The sequence below is a fragment of the Corynebacterium sp. MSK035 genome, assembly GCF_030232615.1.
Classification (GTDB): Bacteria; Actinomycetota; Actinomycetes; order Mycobacteriales; family Mycobacteriaceae; genus Corynebacterium; species Corynebacterium jeikeium_D.
The window spans coordinates 119,846-136,704 of the sequence record NZ_JASPJP010000004.1; the positions used below are offsets into that span (position 1 = coordinate 119,846).

16 protein-coding genes are annotated in these 16,859 nt (G+C 60.2%); 11 read left to right on the plus strand and 5 right to left on the minus strand.

Annotation, left to right across the window (positions count from 1 at the left end):
• Window positions 1-8: 8 nt before the first annotated feature.
• Window positions 9-677, minus strand: a complete 669-nt coding sequence (locus tag QP978_RS04240; protein ID WP_246816223.1) for a TetR family transcriptional regulator — start codon at window positions 675-677, stop codon at window positions 9-11.
• A gap of 191 nt (window positions 678-868) precedes the next feature.
• On the opposite strand from QP978_RS04240, the gene bioB reads away from it, so the two are divergent.
• From bioB to nadC, 6 genes are all read left to right on the plus strand, one after another.
• Window positions 869-1,876, plus strand: a complete 1,008-nt coding sequence (bioB, locus tag QP978_RS04245; protein ID WP_284856880.1) for a biotin synthase BioB — start codon at window positions 869-871, stop codon at window positions 1,874-1,876.
• Entirely contained in the window at window positions 1,863-2,165 is a 303-nt protein-coding gene (gene bsaP / locus QP978_RS04250; RefSeq protein WP_048734678.1) for a biotin synthase auxiliary protein BsaP, read from the plus strand. Before bioB ends, bsaP begins: the two co-directional genes overlap by 14 nt.
• Window positions 2,166-2,240: 75 nt before the next feature.
• Complete coding sequence (locus QP978_RS04255; RefSeq protein ID WP_070600856.1) at window positions 2,241-2,819, plus strand: hypothetical protein; 579 nt, start codon at window positions 2,241-2,243, stop codon at window positions 2,817-2,819.
• A gap of 292 nt (window positions 2,820-3,111) precedes the next feature.
• Window positions 3,112-4,188 (plus strand): quinolinate synthase NadA, encoded by a 1,077-nt coding sequence (gene nadA, locus QP978_RS04260; RefSeq protein WP_070438948.1) that lies wholly within the window; start codon window positions 3,112-3,114, stop codon window positions 4,186-4,188.
• A 58-nt stretch (window positions 4,189-4,246) separates the two neighbouring features.
• Complete coding sequence (locus QP978_RS04265) at window positions 4,247-5,758, plus strand: L-aspartate oxidase (RefSeq protein WP_246816228.1); 1,512 nt, start codon at window positions 4,247-4,249, stop codon at window positions 5,756-5,758.
• 6 nt (window positions 5,759-5,764) lie between these two features.
• Entirely contained in the window at window positions 5,765-6,646 is an 882-nt protein-coding gene (gene nadC, locus QP978_RS04270; protein ID WP_048734667.1) for a carboxylating nicotinate-nucleotide diphosphorylase, read from the plus strand.
• A gap of 34 nt (window positions 6,647-6,680) precedes the next feature.
• On the opposite strand, the gene QP978_RS04275 is transcribed toward nadC, so the two are convergent.
• The 3 genes from QP978_RS04275 to QP978_RS04285 are packed head-to-tail and all read right to left on the minus strand — an operon-like array spanning window position 6,681 to window position 10,881.
• Window positions 6,681-7,256: a hypothetical protein gene (locus tag QP978_RS04275; protein ID WP_048734664.1), complete on the minus strand. Its 576-nt coding sequence runs from the start codon at window positions 7,254-7,256 to the stop codon at window positions 6,681-6,683.
• Between the two features lie 50 nt (window positions 7,257-7,306).
• Window positions 7,307-9,133 (minus strand): hypothetical protein, encoded by a 1,827-nt coding sequence (locus tag QP978_RS04280; RefSeq protein WP_256881797.1) that lies wholly within the window; start codon window positions 9,131-9,133, stop codon window positions 7,307-7,309.
• 41 nt (window positions 9,134-9,174) lie between these two features.
• Window positions 9,175-10,881 (minus strand): hypothetical protein, encoded by a 1,707-nt coding sequence (locus QP978_RS04285; RefSeq protein ID WP_284856881.1) that lies wholly within the window; start codon window positions 10,879-10,881, stop codon window positions 9,175-9,177.
• A gap of 296 nt (window positions 10,882-11,177) precedes the next feature.
• On the opposite strand from QP978_RS04285, the gene hisD reads away from it, so the two are divergent.
• The 5 genes from hisD to QP978_RS04305 all read left to right on the plus strand — a co-directional run bounded on the left by hisD (window position 11,178) and on the right by QP978_RS04305 (window position 16,059).
• Window positions 11,178-12,527, plus strand: a complete 1,350-nt coding sequence (gene hisD / locus QP978_RS04290) for a histidinol dehydrogenase (RefSeq protein WP_016422952.1) — start codon at window positions 11,178-11,180, stop codon at window positions 12,525-12,527.
• A complete protein-coding gene (locus tag QP978_RS04295; protein WP_016422951.1) occupies window positions 12,527-13,669 on the plus strand; it encodes a histidinol-phosphate transaminase in 1,143 nt (380 codons plus the stop codon). Before hisD ends, QP978_RS04295 begins: the two co-directional genes overlap by 1 nt.
• A gap of 45 nt (window positions 13,670-13,714) precedes the next feature.
• Entirely contained in the window at window positions 13,715-14,353 is a 639-nt protein-coding gene (hisB, locus tag QP978_RS04300) for an imidazoleglycerol-phosphate dehydratase HisB (protein ID WP_005510321.1), read from the plus strand.
• A 71-nt stretch (window positions 14,354-14,424) separates the two neighbouring features.
• Entirely contained in the window at window positions 14,425-14,637 is a 213-nt protein-coding gene (locus QP978_RS10885) for a CG2302 family histidine operon protein (protein ID WP_016422950.1), read from the plus strand.
• A complete protein-coding gene (locus QP978_RS04305) occupies window positions 14,638-16,059 on the plus strand; it encodes an MFS transporter (protein WP_016422949.1) in 1,422 nt (473 codons plus the stop codon).
• Between the two features lie 105 nt (window positions 16,060-16,164).
• On the opposite strand, the gene QP978_RS04310 is transcribed toward QP978_RS04305, so the two are convergent.
• Window positions 16,165-16,788 carry an arsenate-mycothiol transferase ArsC gene (locus QP978_RS04310; RefSeq protein WP_016422948.1) on the minus strand — a complete coding sequence of 208 codons (624 nt, stop codon included), beginning with the start codon at window positions 16,786-16,788 and terminating at the stop codon, window positions 16,165-16,167.
• Window positions 16,789-16,859 lie beyond the last annotated feature (71 nt).

Here is a 16,859-nt window from a genome sequence, read left to right on the forward strand (position 1 = left end):
AGTGGGGCTTACTGACCTGCGGGTCCCTTAATCCCGGCAACCCCCGCAATTCCGGCGATAAAGAGCTCGGTTCCCAGTGCAATGCGCTGGCGACCGAGCTCTTTTGCCTGTTCAGCGGCATCTTCAGAGGAAGCCTCGGCCGCAGCGCCCGTACTAGCGTTGTTCTCGCCATTAGTGTCACCCTTGTCAGATACAGACTTGGCGCCGTTCAGATTAAGCGCGATGGCTGTCTGCTGGTCGACTGTCGCGCCGAGAATGAAATACACGAGGATGGACGCGGTATCAGCCGCTGATGGGGTGCTGATGGAGGTTTCGGGTGCGTTCTCCAGGACGTCGGCAAGCAATTGCTCGGGGCGAATCGTGGCGGTGCCCGTAGCCAGCGCGGCCGAGACGACCTCGGCGCCATCCCGATGAGCGGTGAGGCAGGAGTAGAGCAGCTCGGCGATGGCTTCGGTGTCGGCGCGCCAATCGCCTGTGGCGGAAAACTCTGTGCAGGGAGCCAAGATGCGGTCAGCGACGGCGCCGAGCAGTGCCTGCTTGGAAGGGTAGTGCCAGTACATTGCGCCAGCGGCGGTACCCAAGTGGCGAGTCAGGCGGCGGATTGTGAGATCGCCGAGTCCGTACTCGTTGAGAATGGTAAGAGCTGCGTCGACAATGATGTCCTTGGTCAATTGCACACTGCCTACCGTAGACGAAAGAAGAATCATCTGGAAGATGTCTCAAGACTGACATGCGGAGCGTAAAACCGCGACACGACGGGAATTGAACCCTGTTCGACATTCTGTAGATGCGGTATTAAGTTTGATAACTGAACAACTGCTCAAACGGTGTTCAAGTTTTATCCCCAGCCTCAAGGAGTGTCGCCCCCATGACTCAACAGCAGCAGGACATTTTGGAACTCGCCCGCGAAAAGGTGCTCGCCCGCGGAGAGGGGCTGAACTACGAGGAGACCCTGGCGGTTCTCAACCTCGACGACGACAGCATCGAGGATCTGCTGACGCTGGCTCATGAGGTGCGCTTGAAGTGGTGCGGCGAAGAGGTCGAGGTTGAAGGCATTATCTCGCTGAAGACTGGCGGCTGCCCAGAGGACTGCCACTTCTGTTCGCAGTCGGGTCTGTTCGAGTCCCCGGTGCGTTCGGCATGGCTGGATATCCCGGCGCTGGTGGACGCCGCTAAGCAGACCGCAAAGTCGGGTGCGACTGAGTTCTGCATCGTTGCTGCAGTAAAGGGGCCGGACGAGCGACTGCTCAGCCAGATGGAACAGGCTGTCGCCGCCATTCAGGCAGAGGTGGACATTAATGTGGCCGCCTCTATGGGCATTCTGACGCAGGAGCAGGTGGATCGCCTGGCCAAGGCTGGTATTCACCGCTACAACCACAACCTCGAGACCGCCAAGAGCTACTTCCCGCAGGTCGTGACCACCCACACTTGGGAAGAACGTCATGACACCCTGCGTATGGTCGGCGAAGCCGGTATGGAGGTCTGCTGTGGCGGCATCCTGGGTATGGGAGAGACCCTTGAGCAGCGTGCCGAGTTCGCTCAGGACCTGGCGGAGCTCAACCCGACCGAGGTGCCGATGAACTTCCTCGACCCGCGTCCGGGCACTCCGTTCGCCGGTCGCGAGCCGATGCCAGCCAAGGACGCACTGCGTGCCATCGGTGCCTTCCGCTTGGCTCTGCCGAAGACCATCCTGCGTTTTGCTGGTGGTCGTGAGCTCACCCTGGGCGACCTGGGCGCAGAAAAGGGGCTGCTCGGCGGTATCAACGCTGTCATTGTCGGTAATTACCTGACCACGCTGGGCCGTCCGGCGGAGCAGGATCTGGACATGCTTGGCAAGGTACGACTTCCAATTAAGGCCCTCAATGCAACTGTCTAAGCCTCGGACATCTAGCCCGCGTGCGACGCGGGGTAAGAAAGTCGACTCCACGGAGCTGCTCCAGGCCATGGTGCTGGGAGACGATCCCAAGTTCGATCCTTTTACCGGCGCCGACCTCGAAGCTGGTGAAGTGCGCGAACGCTCCTATGGTGCAAAAGCTGGACTGGAGGCGCCTCGATTCTGCCAGCTCTGTGGGCGCCGGATGGTGGTGCAGGTGCGTCCGGACGGCTGGACTGCAAAGTGCTCGCGCCACGGCGAAGTAGACTCCGTTATGTTGGAGCAGCGATAAAAGGTGCTGGTTGTGCAAGTGCGCCGTTCAGGCGCGCTAGTACTGGATGCGCGCCGTGAGGTAAGTTTGTCAACTATGACTATGAAAAATACCCGAGTCCCACACGTTGAAAAGCAGAGCGTGGCAATGGCCTCGGGTATTGTTCTCTTCTCCGTTGTAACGGGAGCGATAACGGGAGTGGCCTGGGCATTCCTGCGCCCCAAGCAGCAAGTGCAAATGCTCCCAGATAACCAACTAGCGATTATTCAGGAAACCGTTGACGCTGGTTTTATCGGGCTGCTCTGGTTTGTTGCTGTCACTGCCATCAGCGGCCTGGTGCTGGGAATTACTACCTTCCGAAACCGTGCCATCACGACCCCTGTACAGATGCTCACGGCAATTGGGTGGGCAGGTTTCTCCGCTTTGATGAGTGCAGCGGTGACGTACCTCGTCGGTCAGTCGGTTGCGGCATTGCTCCAGCCGGATCTGGCGGGAATGCAGCCGGGCGATAAGTTCTCGGTGATTCCGGACTTTAAAACCTATGTAGCACTGCTGGTCGCGCCACTGGTTGCCATGCTCGCACTGTGGTCCCGGGTGTTGTTCCAAACGGACTTCACGGAAGGTAACGAGAGCGCTGCGGACAATGCTACGGACGCAGATTCGGTCACTAAGTGAGACAGTGAGGTTCTGCGCGGGGGCCGTCGTAAAGCACTACTTCCTACTGAACAGGGGTAGTTATTGGGAAATAGGCTTATACAAGCCTTACAATTTTGGGAAATAGGTTCGTCCTCGATGCCGGTATTCGCCCCGATTTAGGGGCATTTTCGATATTGTGTGGCGAGCTTAGGTCTCTTGCACTTGCCCGTTTGAGTCCGCTGCGAATGCCTCCGGGGACCGTTGCCGGTAACGGTGACGGCGTTTTCTCCGGTCGTAGCCACAGCCCATTGAAGTAAGGACGTAGTTTTCCGTGAATACCAGCCTTGCGGCCAATGCTTCCAGCCTGCCGCGCCTTGAATCGGATCTGTACGAATCGGTAGTCGATAAAGATGGCCGCTACGGTGGCGTAATTGCAGATGAGCGCTGGGCTCAGGAGATTAAGCGCCTCGCCCGCGAACGCAATGCCGTAATTCTTGCGCACAACTACCAGCTGCCGGAGATTCAGGATATTGCCGATTACACCGGCGATTCCCTCGGGCTTTCCCGCATCGCTGCGGAAACCGATGCCGATGTCATCGTTTTCTGTGGTGTCCACTTCATGGCGGAAACCGCCAAAATTCTGAGCCCTGAGAAGACTGTCCTTATTCCGGACGAGCGCGCCGGCTGCTCCCTGGCGGACTCCATCACTGCAGACGAACTGGCCGAGTGGAAGGCTGAGAATCCCGGCGCACTGGTGGTCAGCTACGTCAACACCACGGCAGACGTAAAGGCTCTGACCGACATCTGCTGTACTTCCTCCAACGCCGTCGACGTGGTCAAGTCCATCCCGGAAGACCAGGAGATCCTGTTCAACCCGGATCAGTTCCTCGGCGCACACGTCCGCCGTGAGACCGGCCGCGACAACATCAAGGTATGGGCTGGTGAGTGCCACGTCCACGCCAACATCAACGGTGAGGAACTCGCGCACCGCGCGGAAGAGAACGCCGATTCGCAGCTGTTCATCCACCCGGAGTGCGGTTGCGCGAACTCTGCGATTTACCTCGCGGGTGAAGGCACTATTGAGCCGGAGCGCGTGCAGATGCTCTCCACCGGCGAGATGCTGACCGAGGCGCAGAAGCTGAAGGAGAACGAGCCCAACGGCAAGGTGCTCGTGGCCACTGAGGTGGGCATGCTCCACCAGCTGCGCAAGGCCGCACCGGATGTCGACTTTGAGCCAGTCAACGACCGCGCTTCCTGCTCGTACATGAAGCTCATCACCCCGGCGGCTCTGCTGCGCTGCCTCGTTGAGGGCACCGATGAGGTCGACGTCGCCCCTGAGGTCGCCGACAAGGCGCGCGCCTCGGTCGAGCGCATGATCGCCATCGGTAATCCAGGCGGGGGCGAGTAACACGTTTGGTCTGCGCCCATCATTCGACAGTTGGACACTGACGTGTGACTTCCTCGTCATCGGCGGGGGAGTCGCAGGGCTCAGTGCTGCGCGTAGGGCCCTTGAGCTCGGCCTCGACGTGCTGGTTATCGACAGCGTCGAGTGGCGGGTCGGTGCCCGCAAACAGCTGCGTTTCGCCGATGCCGCCACGAATCTCGCACAGGGCGGGCTCGCGGTCGTCGGGCTTGACGACGACCCCAGCGGCCGTGTGGCCAATGGGTTCGACGACACCACTGATTCCCATATCGCGGACACCATCGATGCCGGTGCCGGCCACTGCGATGAAGGGGCCGTGGCTTCTATCATCCGTGCCGGCGCTGCGGCGACCGAGTGGCTGATTGGGCTAGGCGGCACATTTGACCCGGCGCCGGATAACCCGGCCGTATATTCCCGCACCAAAGAGGGCGGACACCACGCGCGGCGCATCATTCATGCCGGTGGTGACGCCACTGGTGCTGAAATTGAGCGCGCCCTAGAAGCCTCAGTTACCGGCGTGCGAGTACTGCAGAACGCTACAGCGCGCCAGCTCATCGTTGGCAAAGACGGCCGCGTGCTGGGGGCGCTGGTAGCGGATCCCCGCGGTGGCGGCGCTATTCGCGCAGGTGCAACTCTGCTGGCTACCGGTGGCGTGGGGCATATTTACCGCGCGACCACGGCGCCCTCGGGCGCCCGCGGTGAGGCTATCGGCATGGCCTCCGACGCTGGCGCGGAGATTCGTGACATGGAGTTTATCCAGTTCCACCCGACAGTGCTCTATGACGAGCGCTCGGCATCAGACGGCACCGGCCGACGCCATCTCATCAGCGAGGCTGTCCGTGGTGAAGGAGCCATCCTCGTCGATTCCCGGGGAAACAGTGTGACCGCCGGCGTTGACCCTCGCGGGGACCTGGCTCCGCGCGATATCGTCTCGCGCGCCATCGCGACTCGCATGCGCCAGCTCGGCGAGGACCATGTCTTCCTCGACGCACGTCACATCGACAACTTCGCCGTCCGCTTTCCGACGATTACAGCGGGCCTGACCGCAGCGGAGATTGATCCGACCAAGGACCTCATTCCCGTGGCCCCGGCGGTCCACTACACCTGTGGTGGCATTGCCGTCGACCCATTCGGTGCAACTTGCGTGCCGGGTCTCTTTGCAGCCGGTGAATGCTCCGCGACGGGGCTGCACGGTGCCAACAGGTTGGCTTCCAATTCGTTGCTGGAAGGACTGGTCGTCGGCAAGCGGGTGGCCGAAAAAGTCGCTGAAACACACGCTGTGCCGGTCGGGGACGAGGAATTCGCAGCGGCGGTTGAAGGCCTGCCGCAGCCACGGCCGGAACTGGAACCGCGCCAGCTTTTCCGGTTGCAGACTGCGATGCAGGAAGGTGCTGGTGTAACGCGCAATGAGCAGAGTTTGCGGCAGGCTTTGGCGGTTATCGATCGGCTCCCGCAATCGGTTCAGGTCGTAGCCGCAAGGAAAGTTGTCGAAGCGGCATTGGCACGACCATATACTTTGGGGTGCCACACTTGGTTTGAAAAGGACAGGGATTAGCTAGCCATGACTCTTGAGAAGGACACTCTGCGCGGGGTGCTGAACGAAAACATCACCCGCGGACTCATTCGGACGGCACTGCAGGAAGATATGAGCTTCGGGCCGGATGTGACCTCGCTGTCGACAGTCTCGGCAGCTGCGCAGGCACGCGCCCGGCTGGTGGCCCGGCAAGAGGGCGTTATCGCGGCTATCGATGCGGTGGAGTGGACGCTGCAGGAGGTCATCTCGGGTGAGTTCACCGTCGAAAAGCACGTTGAAGATGGCACCCTGGTGCGTCCTGGCACAGTGCTGGCAACGATTTCTGCGCCGACTCGGGGGTTGCTGACTGCTGAGCGGACAATGCTGAATATCCTCACGCACGCCAGTGGTGTAGCTACTGCGACGCGCCAGTGGGCTGACGCAATCGTTGGCACCGGTGCGCGGGTGCGCGATTCCCGAAAGACACTGCCGGGTCTGCGCAACCTGGAAAAGTATGCGGTGACCTGCGGTGGTGGAATTAACCACCGCTATGCATTGGGCGATGAGGCACTGATTAAGGACAACCACGTGGTGGCCGTCGGTTCCGTGTCCGGTGCGTTGAAGAGGGTGCGGGCTCAGTATCCGGAGCTGCCGTGCGAGGTGGAAGTCGATACCCTCGCACAGCTCGATGAAATCCTGCCGATGAAGCCGGACATCGTCATGCTGGACAACTTCGAGGTCTGGGAGACCCAGATCGCGGTGCAGCGCCGCTCGCAGATTTCTCCGGCCACCCAGCTGGAGTCCTCTGGTGGACTGACCATCGATGTGGCTCGTGAGTACGCGTCCTGTGGTGTCGATTACCTGGCTGTGGGCGCGCTGACCCACTCGGCCAAGGTGTTCGATGTCGGACTCGACTTCGACGAGCAGTAGCTGAATCAGCCCCGGTTTCGCCTCGTAGCTTCGCCTACAGGCGACGGGCAATCTCTGCCCCAATCTCGCTTAGTGCCGACCCCCAGCGCTCCCGTGATTGCTCATCACAGGTTTCCTGTGCGCGGTAAAGCGCCTTCTCCGCAGCACCGACATCGCCCAAATGCAGGTGGCACTGTGCAATTTGTGCAAGCAGAGGCACGGCCTGGATATTGAGCTTGTCGGACTGGAAAAGTCCCGCCGCTAACTCCAGGTGATCAATGGCGCGCCCCTGATGTCCTCGACGAATCTCTGCCTGGCCGTTCAAGGTGTGCCACATCGCCCAGCGCAAGTGGCGCGGTGGGGTGTCCGCGGTCGGCTCGAAGCCGTCTTTTTCCAGGTTATCCAGCAGATCCAACCAATCCGCGGCCTTGTCCATCAGCTTTGGTGCAGAGCCACGGATGGGGCGCCCCAGACTGTCGGTCTGCGGGGCATCAGCCTTGTCGCCGAGCTCCTCGAACCCCTGCATCAGAGTTAGGGCTGCTTCCCAGAGGTTGTTTTCCTCAGCCAATGCCGTGGCGGCGTCGAAAAGCTGCTGCGGGCTAGAAGTCGCGGAATCACCAGAAGTAGTCATGACCTAACACTCTACTTTGTGCCACCGCCAGCACTGAAGTGGGCGGGGCGCTAGTATTCGTCGTCAAGCGACTGAATGATGATGACGTCAAGGGCATCGAGAACAGGATGGCCTTCCCACACGTCGCGGGGCAGAAGCTCTTCGACGCGCCGGGCGTAGGCGGCGGCACCGTCGGAATCACCCGCGTCGAGACGGTATCGAACCCCCGCCAGCAGCGCGCGGGCGGCTTCCTCGCCATCGCCGGACTGCAGGTAGCCCTTCGCGGCGGCTTCCACATGGTTGATGGCCAAAGTGTCGCGGCCAGCGGAGTAGAAGACGTAGGCGGCATCGTCGTGCCAGTCGGCGAGTGACCAGTCGTCGGAGATGAGCTTCTGAGAACGCAGCAGCAGGTCCTCAGCCTCGTTGAGCGTGTGGTCAATGGCGGCGGAAGCGTCCTCGGAGACGATCTCGGCGGTGAATTCGGAGCCCTCTTCGGAAATGACCAGGTCAATGACATGAATGATGGAACGCGCAGCCTGGCGGTAGGCCTTGGCAGCACCCTTGGTATCGCCGTTGCGTTCAAGGTGCTCGCCGTGTTCGATGAGCAGCTTTGCCGCCTGGCGGGGATTATTGCCGAGACCCGCGGCTGTGGAGGCAATAGAAAATGCCGCGTCGGTGCGTTCTTCATCGGCGGTAAATGCTGACCAGTGCGCAACTGGTTCGGCAAAGCGCAGCGCCTCGTCAACCTCATCGGCATCGAGGAGACTGCGGGCCAAAACGAGCTGGATATCCATGGTGATGGGGTTGACCGGCATGCCCTCGGCGCTGGCGAGCGCGCGGCGGGCAATGTCGGCGGATTCCGCGAAATCGCCGTGGGCGTTGAGAAGCGCACAGAGCAGACGCACGCTGCGAAGCACCGCGACCGTGAGTCCCGCATCGAGACCAGCCTGCACGATTGGGCGTAGCTGGCGGATTGCCTCCGCTTCCTCACCAGCTTCCAGAGAGAGGAAAGCCAGGAATTGGCGTGCTTCAATCGTCGTGGTGACGGGTTCCGACTGAGGGGCTGCCGCGACGCTGGCTGCGATGCGGGCGGCCCTGCGCAGCTCACCACGGCTGTGTGCGAGCTGCGCCTCCAACAGCTTGCGGTCGTCGAAACTGCTTCGCTTTGGTGCCCAGCGTGCGGACCATTCAGAGAGTTGACCAGCGATTTCCGCCCGGCGCGCCAGCGATGCTGCGGCGCCGGCAACAGCCGCGCTAACCAGGTAGTAATAGGCCTCGCCGGGCTGTGGAGTGGTGGCGACGATGTCCTTAGTAAGACTGATCAGCTCGGGGATTTCGGAGTCCTCGGGGCGCCGGCCGGTGATGGCATCACCTGGGTTGGCGTCGATGAAGGCCTCTGCCTCGGCGAATGCTCCGTAGGAGCGTGCGTGCAAGATCGCGGGGCGGATGTTGGCCTCAGTTGCCCAGCGCAGCCACTCGGCGCGTGCAGCAGCGGCTTCTTCTACTAATTCCAGTTGGTCGGCGACTGCGTGCCTGAGTGCGTGGAATTCGCCAACGACATCGGGGGAGTTGGTAGGCGCGTCGGCCAACCAGTGCGTGTGGGCGAACTTGGTGACAGCGCGCCAACTGGTGACGTGGTCGAGCGTGGCACCGGCCCTGCGGGAAATAACCAGCAGCTCCGGAAGTGAGTCCGGCAATGCTTTCAGCGGATTGGGCAGGGGAGGAAAGTCCAGGGGTTCGGACGAGTTCTCCGTTGCTGATGCGTTTTCTGAATTCCCTGACGCGTAGTCGGCAGCGATGCCGGCATCCCAATCGCCAACTTGAATTCCAGACTCAGAGTTTTCTTCTTCCCACCAGACCATTGGACTATCTTCGCCCGTGGCATCGGGAAGATGCAAAAACTGCCTTGTTTTTCAGACCTGTGCAGTCGGGTGCGCTGTTAATCCGGGTTTGAAAAGCTACGCATTAGTCCACGAACTTCATCGCGCACTGGGTGATCCGGGCCGACTAGGTCGCCGATGCGAATCGCGAACCGACGGGCGCGTTCCTCATTGTTATCACTAGCAGCAGCACGCACCGCGATAGTCAGCGTGCGGGCGGCGTCGGCAGGGGCGTGGGCTTCTAAGAAAAGCTCGGCAGCTTCGTCGGCGTACTTGTACACGCCGTCGTTGTCCCACACAGACCAGCACAACAGCGCCTGTGCTTCGTGCCACTTGGCCGATTCCCAGGACCCAACCACGTAGCCACGTGAGCGTTCCATCAGGTGGTCGGTCAGCTCACTTGTGGCGCCCACGTTACTGAGTGATAGTGCGGCATCCATCAGAGTTTCCGCAGGCGAAATCGGGGACGAGTATCCGGCACGAATATCGGCCAGTGCGTCGAAGAGTACTGCAGCATGCTCAGTATTTCCCTCTTGGACTGCCGATTCCGCCGCAATAGCACAGGAAAAATCAGTACGCGCGGAATCCTGGGTAGGCTCAGACCACTTTGCAACCGACTCCGCTTCCTGGCCGGCGTGGCGGAAATCTCCGAGCTCGTACAGTGCCGTTGCCTTCAGCAGCGCGATTTCCATGGTGACTTCACAGTCGGGGTAGTCTGCCGACACGTCCTGGGCGCGCTGAGTCAGCTTCAGCATCTCCTCGGCATCGGGTTTGTTGTGTGCGACCTCGAAGTTGATGTCTGCCATCTCACGAACCGCGAGAATATAGTCAGTGTCCAGTCTGTGCTGGTCCGCGACTGCCACGTTGTTTGACAGCATTCGGAACGCGGTATCGCTATTACCGGTCTCTATCGAGTACCGTGCCAAATTCTGCCTCAGCTCAAGGCCCGCGATTACGGAGCGGTTACCGATTGCATTGAGCTGTGAGGCGCAAAGTCGCGCTGCGTCGACGACTTTCCCGGCTCGGTGCAGCAGTGATGCCTCCGTCAGAGTCTTCGCCAGCGCAATCGACTCAAACTTATCCTCATTCGGCAGTGCACGAATCATCTCGTGCAGCTCCCGCGCCAAGTCCTCGCGGTTGACCTTTCGCAGGGCGCTTGCAATCCGAATCAGCGCGTCAGTCAGTGCCGCCCGCTTCTTCCACTGGCGTGGGCTAAACGGCTCCTCCGCTTCTTCGCTTGCCGACGATTCCTGCGGCCGCGGCCCATCCGCATCCGTGGTCACCGCGCTGTGACTGCTGGTTGGGGCATCCAGATCGTCGGCAAGCACGAGTGCCCGGTACGAGGTGATTTCCCTGCTCATGCGTGCGATGAGTGGGATTTCGGTCTCTGCGGCAGCAGAGGTGGGGCCATCGGCGATAAAGGTGGTGTAGCGGCGGGCTTCGTCCGCGGCCAGCCGTGCCCGGGCGCGCCAGTACTCCGGGACGTTGTCGTTATCGGATGCCCATACCATCCAGTTCAGGGCGGCATCGTGCGCAGCCGTCATCATGCCGAGCGATTCGGTGACCTCGCGGACTATGCGGTAAAACGCGCCGACGTGTTCGGTAACGCCGTGGGCTTCCGGGTCAGAAAAGAGCTGTGGGTTGTAGAAATGATGCGCGAAAACTGATTCCAGTTGGCGCGTGGCCAGGGAATTGTCGGCTGCGGTCGCGTCTGCATAGGCTGCGACGAGCTCCGGCAAATCCGGGCTGTTTCCTTCCTGGTTCAACAGCTGACCTTTCTACGACTGGTTACTACTTTCCTTAACACTGTAATGGGGCACTGTGGCGGAGCTAACTTGCGCCACAGTATGAGGGGTTAAATGGGGCAATCGGTATGAACCTAACGTGAGAAAGATATGCTTAGTTCATACTCAAGGGTGCCTTTAAGGGCGAATAGTAGCGAAAACCGTGGATAAAGTCTTTGGCTTTGACCCAGATTTTCAATACTTTGTTGTCATTTCTTTGTCACTCTGAAGTGCTCACGTATGAATCCATCGTGCGAATAGGCGGTTACTAATTAATTATGTTGTCCACTATTGATCTTCGCGGTCAGACTCCCACCACCGCCACTCTGCGTCGAGTGTTGCCGCGTGGTGCGGCAGACGTTGATTCGATGATTCCCACGGTCAAACCCGTCGTCGATGACGTGGCAGTCCGTGGTGTGGAAGCGGCGATGGAGTACTCCGAGAAGTTTGACCGTATTCGTCCGGCATCCATGCGCGTTCCAGCGGAGGTTATCGATGCCGCGGAAGCTGCGCTGGAAGACGATGTCCGCTCTGCTCTGCAGGAGTCCATCGGGCGCGTGCGCGCGTTCCACGCTGCTCAGAAGCCGAATGATAAGACTGTTGAAATTCTGCCCGGCGGCATTGTCCGCGAGAAGTGGATTCCGGTTTCGCGCGTCGGTCTTTACGTCCCCGGGGGCAACGCCGTCTACCCGTCGTCTGTATTGATGAACGTCATCCCAGCTCAGGAAGCTGGTGTGGAGTCCCTCGTCGTCGCCTCTCCGCCGCAGGCCGACAACGACGGCTGGCCGCACCCGACCATCCTGGCTGCCTGCAAGCTGCTTGGCGTGACCGAGGTGTGGGCCGTCGGTGGTGCACAGGCCGTCGCACTGCTCGCATACGGCGATGAAAACGAGAGCCTCGAGCCGGTCGACATGGTCACCGGTCCGGGCAACATCTTCGTTACCGCCGCCAAACGCCTGTGCCGCTCGGTCGTCGGTATCGACGCCGAAGCTGGCCCGACCGAAATTGCCATTCTCGCAGATAACACCGCTGATCCTGTCTCCGTCGCCTACGACCTGATTTCCCAGGCTGAGCACGACGTCATGGCCGCCAGCGTGCTTATCACCGACGACGCCGATTTCGCCGCCACCGTCGACCGCGAGGTCGAAAACCGCTACGAGGTCACCATGAACGCCGACCGCGTTCGCGAGGCGCTCACCGGCGATCAGTCTGGCATCGTGCTTGTCGACGACATGAATATCGGCATCCAGGTTGCAGATGCCTACGCCGCTGAGCACCTCGAGATCCACACCGAAAACGCGCAGGCCGATGCCGAACGCATTACCAATGCCGGCGCAATCTTCATCGGTCGCTTCTCGCCGGTGCCACTGGGCGATTACTCGGCCGGCTCTAACCACGTGTTGCCGACCTCCGGCACCGCCCGCCACGCCTCGGGCCTGTCAACGCACACCTTCCTCAAGTCGGTCCACATGATTGACTACAACGAGGCCGCGTTGAAGGAAGTTGCCGACAGCGTAGTAGTCCTGGCCAACGAAGAACGACTGCCAGCGCACGGCGAGGCCATCCGTGCCCGCTTTGAGACGCTTCTCGGCTCTGAGGACAATGGCGCAGAAAAGGGGAACAACTAATGAGCAACCAGCCTGAGAATCAGCCACAGCCGTCGGTAGCCAAGTTGGCGCTGGCAGATTTGCCACTGCGCGACGAACTGCGCGGCGAGGAAGCCTACGGTGCCCCGCAGCTCGACGTCGATGTTCGCCTGAACACCAACGAAAACCCGTACCCGCCATCCGATGACCTCATCGCCGACCTGGTGGCGCAAGTGGAGAAGGTCGCCTCTGACCTCAACCGCTACCCGGACCGTGACGCAGTAGCACTGCGCAGCGCACTCGCCGATTATGTCACCCGCCAGACCGGCGTGGACATCACCGTCGACCAGGTATGGGCCGCCAACGGCTCCAATGAGATTCTCCAGCAGCTGCTGCAGGCATTTGGCGGGCCGGGGCGCAGCGCAATGGGCTTTGTGCCCAGCTACTCGATGCACCCGATCCTCTCGTCCGGCACGCAGACGGAGTTCATCGGCATCGCCCGCGACCCGGAGACCTTCGACATCGACATGGATAGTGCGCTCGCGGCCATTGCCGAGCACCGTCCTGACGTCATCTTCATCACGACTCCGAACAACCCGACTGGCAATCTGACCACGCTCGCTGACCTGCGCCGCATTATTGAAGCCGCGCCGGGCATCGTCATTGTCGATGAGGCCTACGCCGAGTTCACTGAGGAGCCGTCGGCGACAACGCTGCTGGCTGAGTTCCCGTCGAAGCTGGTTGTCTCCCGTACGATGAGCAAGGCTTTCGACTTCGCCGGAGGCCGCCTCGGCTACTTCGTTGCTAACCCGGCATTTATTGATGCTGTGATGCTCGTACGTCTGCCATACCACCTGTCGACGTTGACGCAGGCCGCTGCCACGGTTGCACTTCGCCACTCGGATGCGACGCTGTCGACCGTCGCAAAGCTTGCCGACGAGCGTGATCGCGTCGTAGCCGCCCTGAACAGCTATGGCTACGACGTGATTGACTCGTACTCGAACTTCGTCTTCTTTGGGCGCTTCGCCGATGCCGCCACGGCATGGCAGAGCTTCTTGGACGAGGGAGTACTCATCCGCGATGTTGGCGTGCCCGGTCGTCTCCGTGCCACTATTGGTCTGCCCAGCGAAAATGATGCGCTGCTGGCGGCGGCCAAGAAATTGGCAGCGACCGCGCTGGCTTAAGCGAAATGCTGCCGGTACATCCCACTACAAGGAGAGATCTGACTTATGCACTTCAGTGATAAGGACCATCTGGAGGCAGAGCGCACTGAGCGCGTTGGCCGTGTCGAGCGCGCCACCCGCGAATCGAGCATCGTCTGCTCGGTGAATCTCGATGGCACCGGCAAGACCGATATTTCGACCGGTCTGCCGTTCTTCGACCACATGTTGACCGCTTTCGGCTCCCACGGCAGCTTCGACCTGACTGTGCACGCCAACGGCGACACCGAGGTCGATGCGCACCACACGGTGGAGGATACCGGCATTGTGATGGGGCAGGCCTTCGCCCAGGCGTTGGGGGACAAGTCTGGTATTCGTCGCTTTGGTGACTGCTATATCCCGATGGATGAAACGCTGGCACACGCAGTGGTTGATGTGTCTGGTCGCCCGTACTTCGTTGGCACTGGCGAACCAGAGCAGATGTTGACTGCCGTCATTGGTGGTCACTACGCAACGGTTATCAATGAGCATTTCTTTGAGTCCTTCGCCCTAAATGCCCGTATTGCGCTGCATGTTCGCTGTCTCTACGGGCGCGATCCGCACCACATCACCGAGGCTGAGTACAAGGCTGTGGCCCGTGCCCTGCGTGCTGCCGTCGAGGACGACCCGCGCGTCCACGGTGTGCCGTCGACCAAGGGCACTCTGTAGGTCGCAGCTGTAGTAGACGGCCGCTGTAGGAAACCGGAAAATCCGCCTTAGCTGGCATTTTAGGGGAATCGATGGTAACAACGTCTGTAGACGTGCTTTTAGCGCAGGTGTCTACCGCATCGACGCTGAGCACTTATTTTTTGTTCATTGTCGCTGGTCTGCTGGTGGGCGGAACATGGTCACTCTATAAATCCGGATCGAGGGTCGGAACAATTGTCCTTGGTCTCTTATCTGTGATCGCGCTCGCCGGCGCAATTTTGTGGTTGATAGGAGTGATGGAGTAAATGGCGTCCCGGGTGATGGACCGCAGGCAGTTGGACGAACTGGACAGCATGTGGAAAGCGCCCGGACTAGTACCTACGCTAGTCGCCGTGATGGCCGCCTTCGGTGGCTGGTCACTCCTCATGCCTGTCATTCCGCAGGCAATTCTTGACGATGGCGGTGGAACCTCGCTCGCCGGTGCCTACACCGGTGTTTTTATGGCCGCTACCGTTCTCACACAGACGCAGACTCCACGTATGTGTCGCCGTCTTGGCTACGGCATGACCATGCTGATTTCAGGTCTGTTTCTGGGCTTGCCGACGATTCTGCACATCTTTGGCACCGATGCTGCTTTGGTGCTCATCATTGCGGTTCTCCGCGGTATGGGCTTCGGTGCGTTGACTGTCGCCGAGTCCGCATTGATTGCCGAGCTAGTGCCAATGAAATTTCTGGGTAAGGCCTCTGGCGTTCTCGGTGTGGCAGTTGGTTTATCTGAGCTCATTTTCTTGCCACTAGGACTAATCATTGCGGACAAGACGGGTTCTTACACCCCTGTTTATGTCTTGGGCGCCGTCATCTCGCTTGTCGGTTCGTTGATGGCACTCTTTATCCCGAAGATTAAGCCAGCGCCGAAGGAGGGCAAGGGCGGCAAGGAAGACGTCGGCGATCCTGTGCCCGGATCTGCAGCAACTCAGCCGAGCCCCGTTGAGCACGTTGCCACATGGAAGCTGGTGGCCATTCCCGCGCTCGCAATTTGCACGATTGCGATGGGCTTTGGTGGTATTTCCGCATTCCTTGCCCCGGCAGCTCGCGAAATCGATCTGGTCTCCGGTGCGGTTGTGGCTGGCCTGTCGCTGTCTGTTCTCGGTGGCGCGCAGATGGTGTTCCGTTATTTCGCAGGAATCTACGCCGACCGGAAGTCGGAGGCTGGAATTCTGCTGATTCCGGCATTGATCAGTGGTTTTATTGGTCTGCTGATGATGTCCGGCGTGGTTCTCTTTGATTTGTCGGCCTGGCTGCTGCTGGTTGCGGCCGTTTTCTACGGCGCGGGCTTCGGCATAGTGCAAAATGAGGCTCTGCTGCTGATGTTTGCCCGCCTGCCGCGTGACCGTACTGCTGAGGCCAGTGCCTTCTGGAACATGTCCTTTGACTCGGGCACTGGTATCGGCTCGTTCGTTCTGGGAGCCGTAGCCGCGGCTGCACTCCGTCCGTACCCGGCTGTCTTTGCCTTTGCGGCAGCTCTGCTGGCAGTTGGCCTCATTGGTGCGGTGCTCGACCGAATCATCGGAAAGCACCGCGTGGCGGAGTACCAGAACACCCGCGCTACGCTGCGTCGTCTGGGGGATGCCGTGAAGCGTCGTACGCCGGAGGCCGCTGTGCGTGTTGCCCGCCCGGCAAAGAATGCAGTGACGCGTTTGACGGTTCGGGACCGCAAGAAGAAGTAACTACATACAAAGAGACGTTTGAAAAAGAGTGGCTGCGCAAGTTCTTGCGCAGCCACTCTTTTGGTTATTAGATGCAACCCCCGGTGTGGGGTCAGCCGTGCCTGTTTATGCGACGGCGACGTCCATCTCGGTGAAGAGAGCCCGCAGGCGGGTTTCGATATCGTCGATAAGCGACTGCAGCTCATCGTCTGTGAGACTGTCCGGATCTGCGACATCCCATTCCACGTAGCGGTCGCCGGGGACTGCTGGTGTCTCGTCGATGCCCATGAGCACGACAACATCGGCGCGGTGGGAAACGCGGGGAGTAATCGCCTTTTGGGTGAGGCGTGAGGTGTCCACGCCACGGTCGTGAAGAGCCGCGACGACGCGAGGGTTCAGGCCATCCTCTGGATTGAGGCCGATAGTGCGGATAAAGACTTCGTCACCAACCAGGTGGTAGGCCAGGGCAGTGGCAATCTGGCTACGGCCGGAACCGCGACTATCGGCAAAGAGAATCTCTTGGCGCGGGGCGAAGTCCTTGCATCCGCTCGCGGCCTTGATGCGTTCGGTGGCCTCGCGTTCGGCGAGGACGGGGAGGAAGTTAGTCACCTTCGCAGAGTTGGACAGCTCTGCAATGACATCGTCGAGGATGGAATCGATGGTCGCAGCATCGCAGGCTGCACCGTAGAGCCGGTGAAGGTCCTCGCGGACAATGGCAAATGATTTACTAAGAACGGATGCGGTAGTCATGGCGTCGGAGCCTCTCTGTGAAAAAGTAATCAGGGGTTTTAGGGATAAATCAATAACTTAGTTAACCTGTT

What these genes read in the sequence shown, in the direction of transcription:
- bioB (WP_284856880.1), top strand. Translation starts at nt 869, where the DNA reads ATGACTCAACAGCAGCAGGACATTTTGGAACTCGCCCGCGAAAAGGTG.
- bsaP (WP_048734678.1), top strand. Translation starts at nt 1,863, where the DNA reads ATGCAACTGTCTAAGCCTCGGACATCTAGCCCGCGTGCGACGCGGGGT.
- QP978_RS04255 (WP_070600856.1), top strand. Translation starts at nt 2,241, where the DNA reads ATGACTATGAAAAATACCCGAGTCCCACACGTTGAAAAGCAGAGCGTG.
- nadC (WP_048734667.1), top strand. Translation starts at nt 5,765, where the DNA reads ATGACTCTTGAGAAGGACACTCTGCGCGGGGTGCTGAACGAAAACATC.
- QP978_RS04275 (WP_048734664.1), bottom strand. Translation starts at nt 7,256, where the DNA reads ATGACTACTTCTGGTGATTCCGCGACTTCTAGCCCGCAGCAGCTTTTC.
- hisD (WP_016422952.1), top strand. Translation starts at nt 11,178, where the DNA reads ATGTTGTCCACTATTGATCTTCGCGGTCAGACTCCCACCACCGCCACT.
- QP978_RS04295 (WP_016422951.1), top strand. Translation starts at nt 12,527, where the DNA reads ATGAGCAACCAGCCTGAGAATCAGCCACAGCCGTCGGTAGCCAAGTTG.
- hisB (WP_005510321.1), top strand. Translation starts at nt 13,715, where the DNA reads ATGCACTTCAGTGATAAGGACCATCTGGAGGCAGAGCGCACTGAGCGC.
- QP978_RS10885 (WP_016422950.1), top strand. Translation starts at nt 14,425, where the DNA reads ATGGTAACAACGTCTGTAGACGTGCTTTTAGCGCAGGTGTCTACCGCA.
- QP978_RS04305 (WP_016422949.1), top strand. Translation starts at nt 14,638, where the DNA reads ATGGCGTCCCGGGTGATGGACCGCAGGCAGTTGGACGAACTGGACAGC.
- QP978_RS04310 (WP_016422948.1), bottom strand. Translation starts at nt 16,788, where the DNA reads ATGACTACCGCATCCGTTCTTAGTAAATCATTTGCCATTGTCCGCGAG.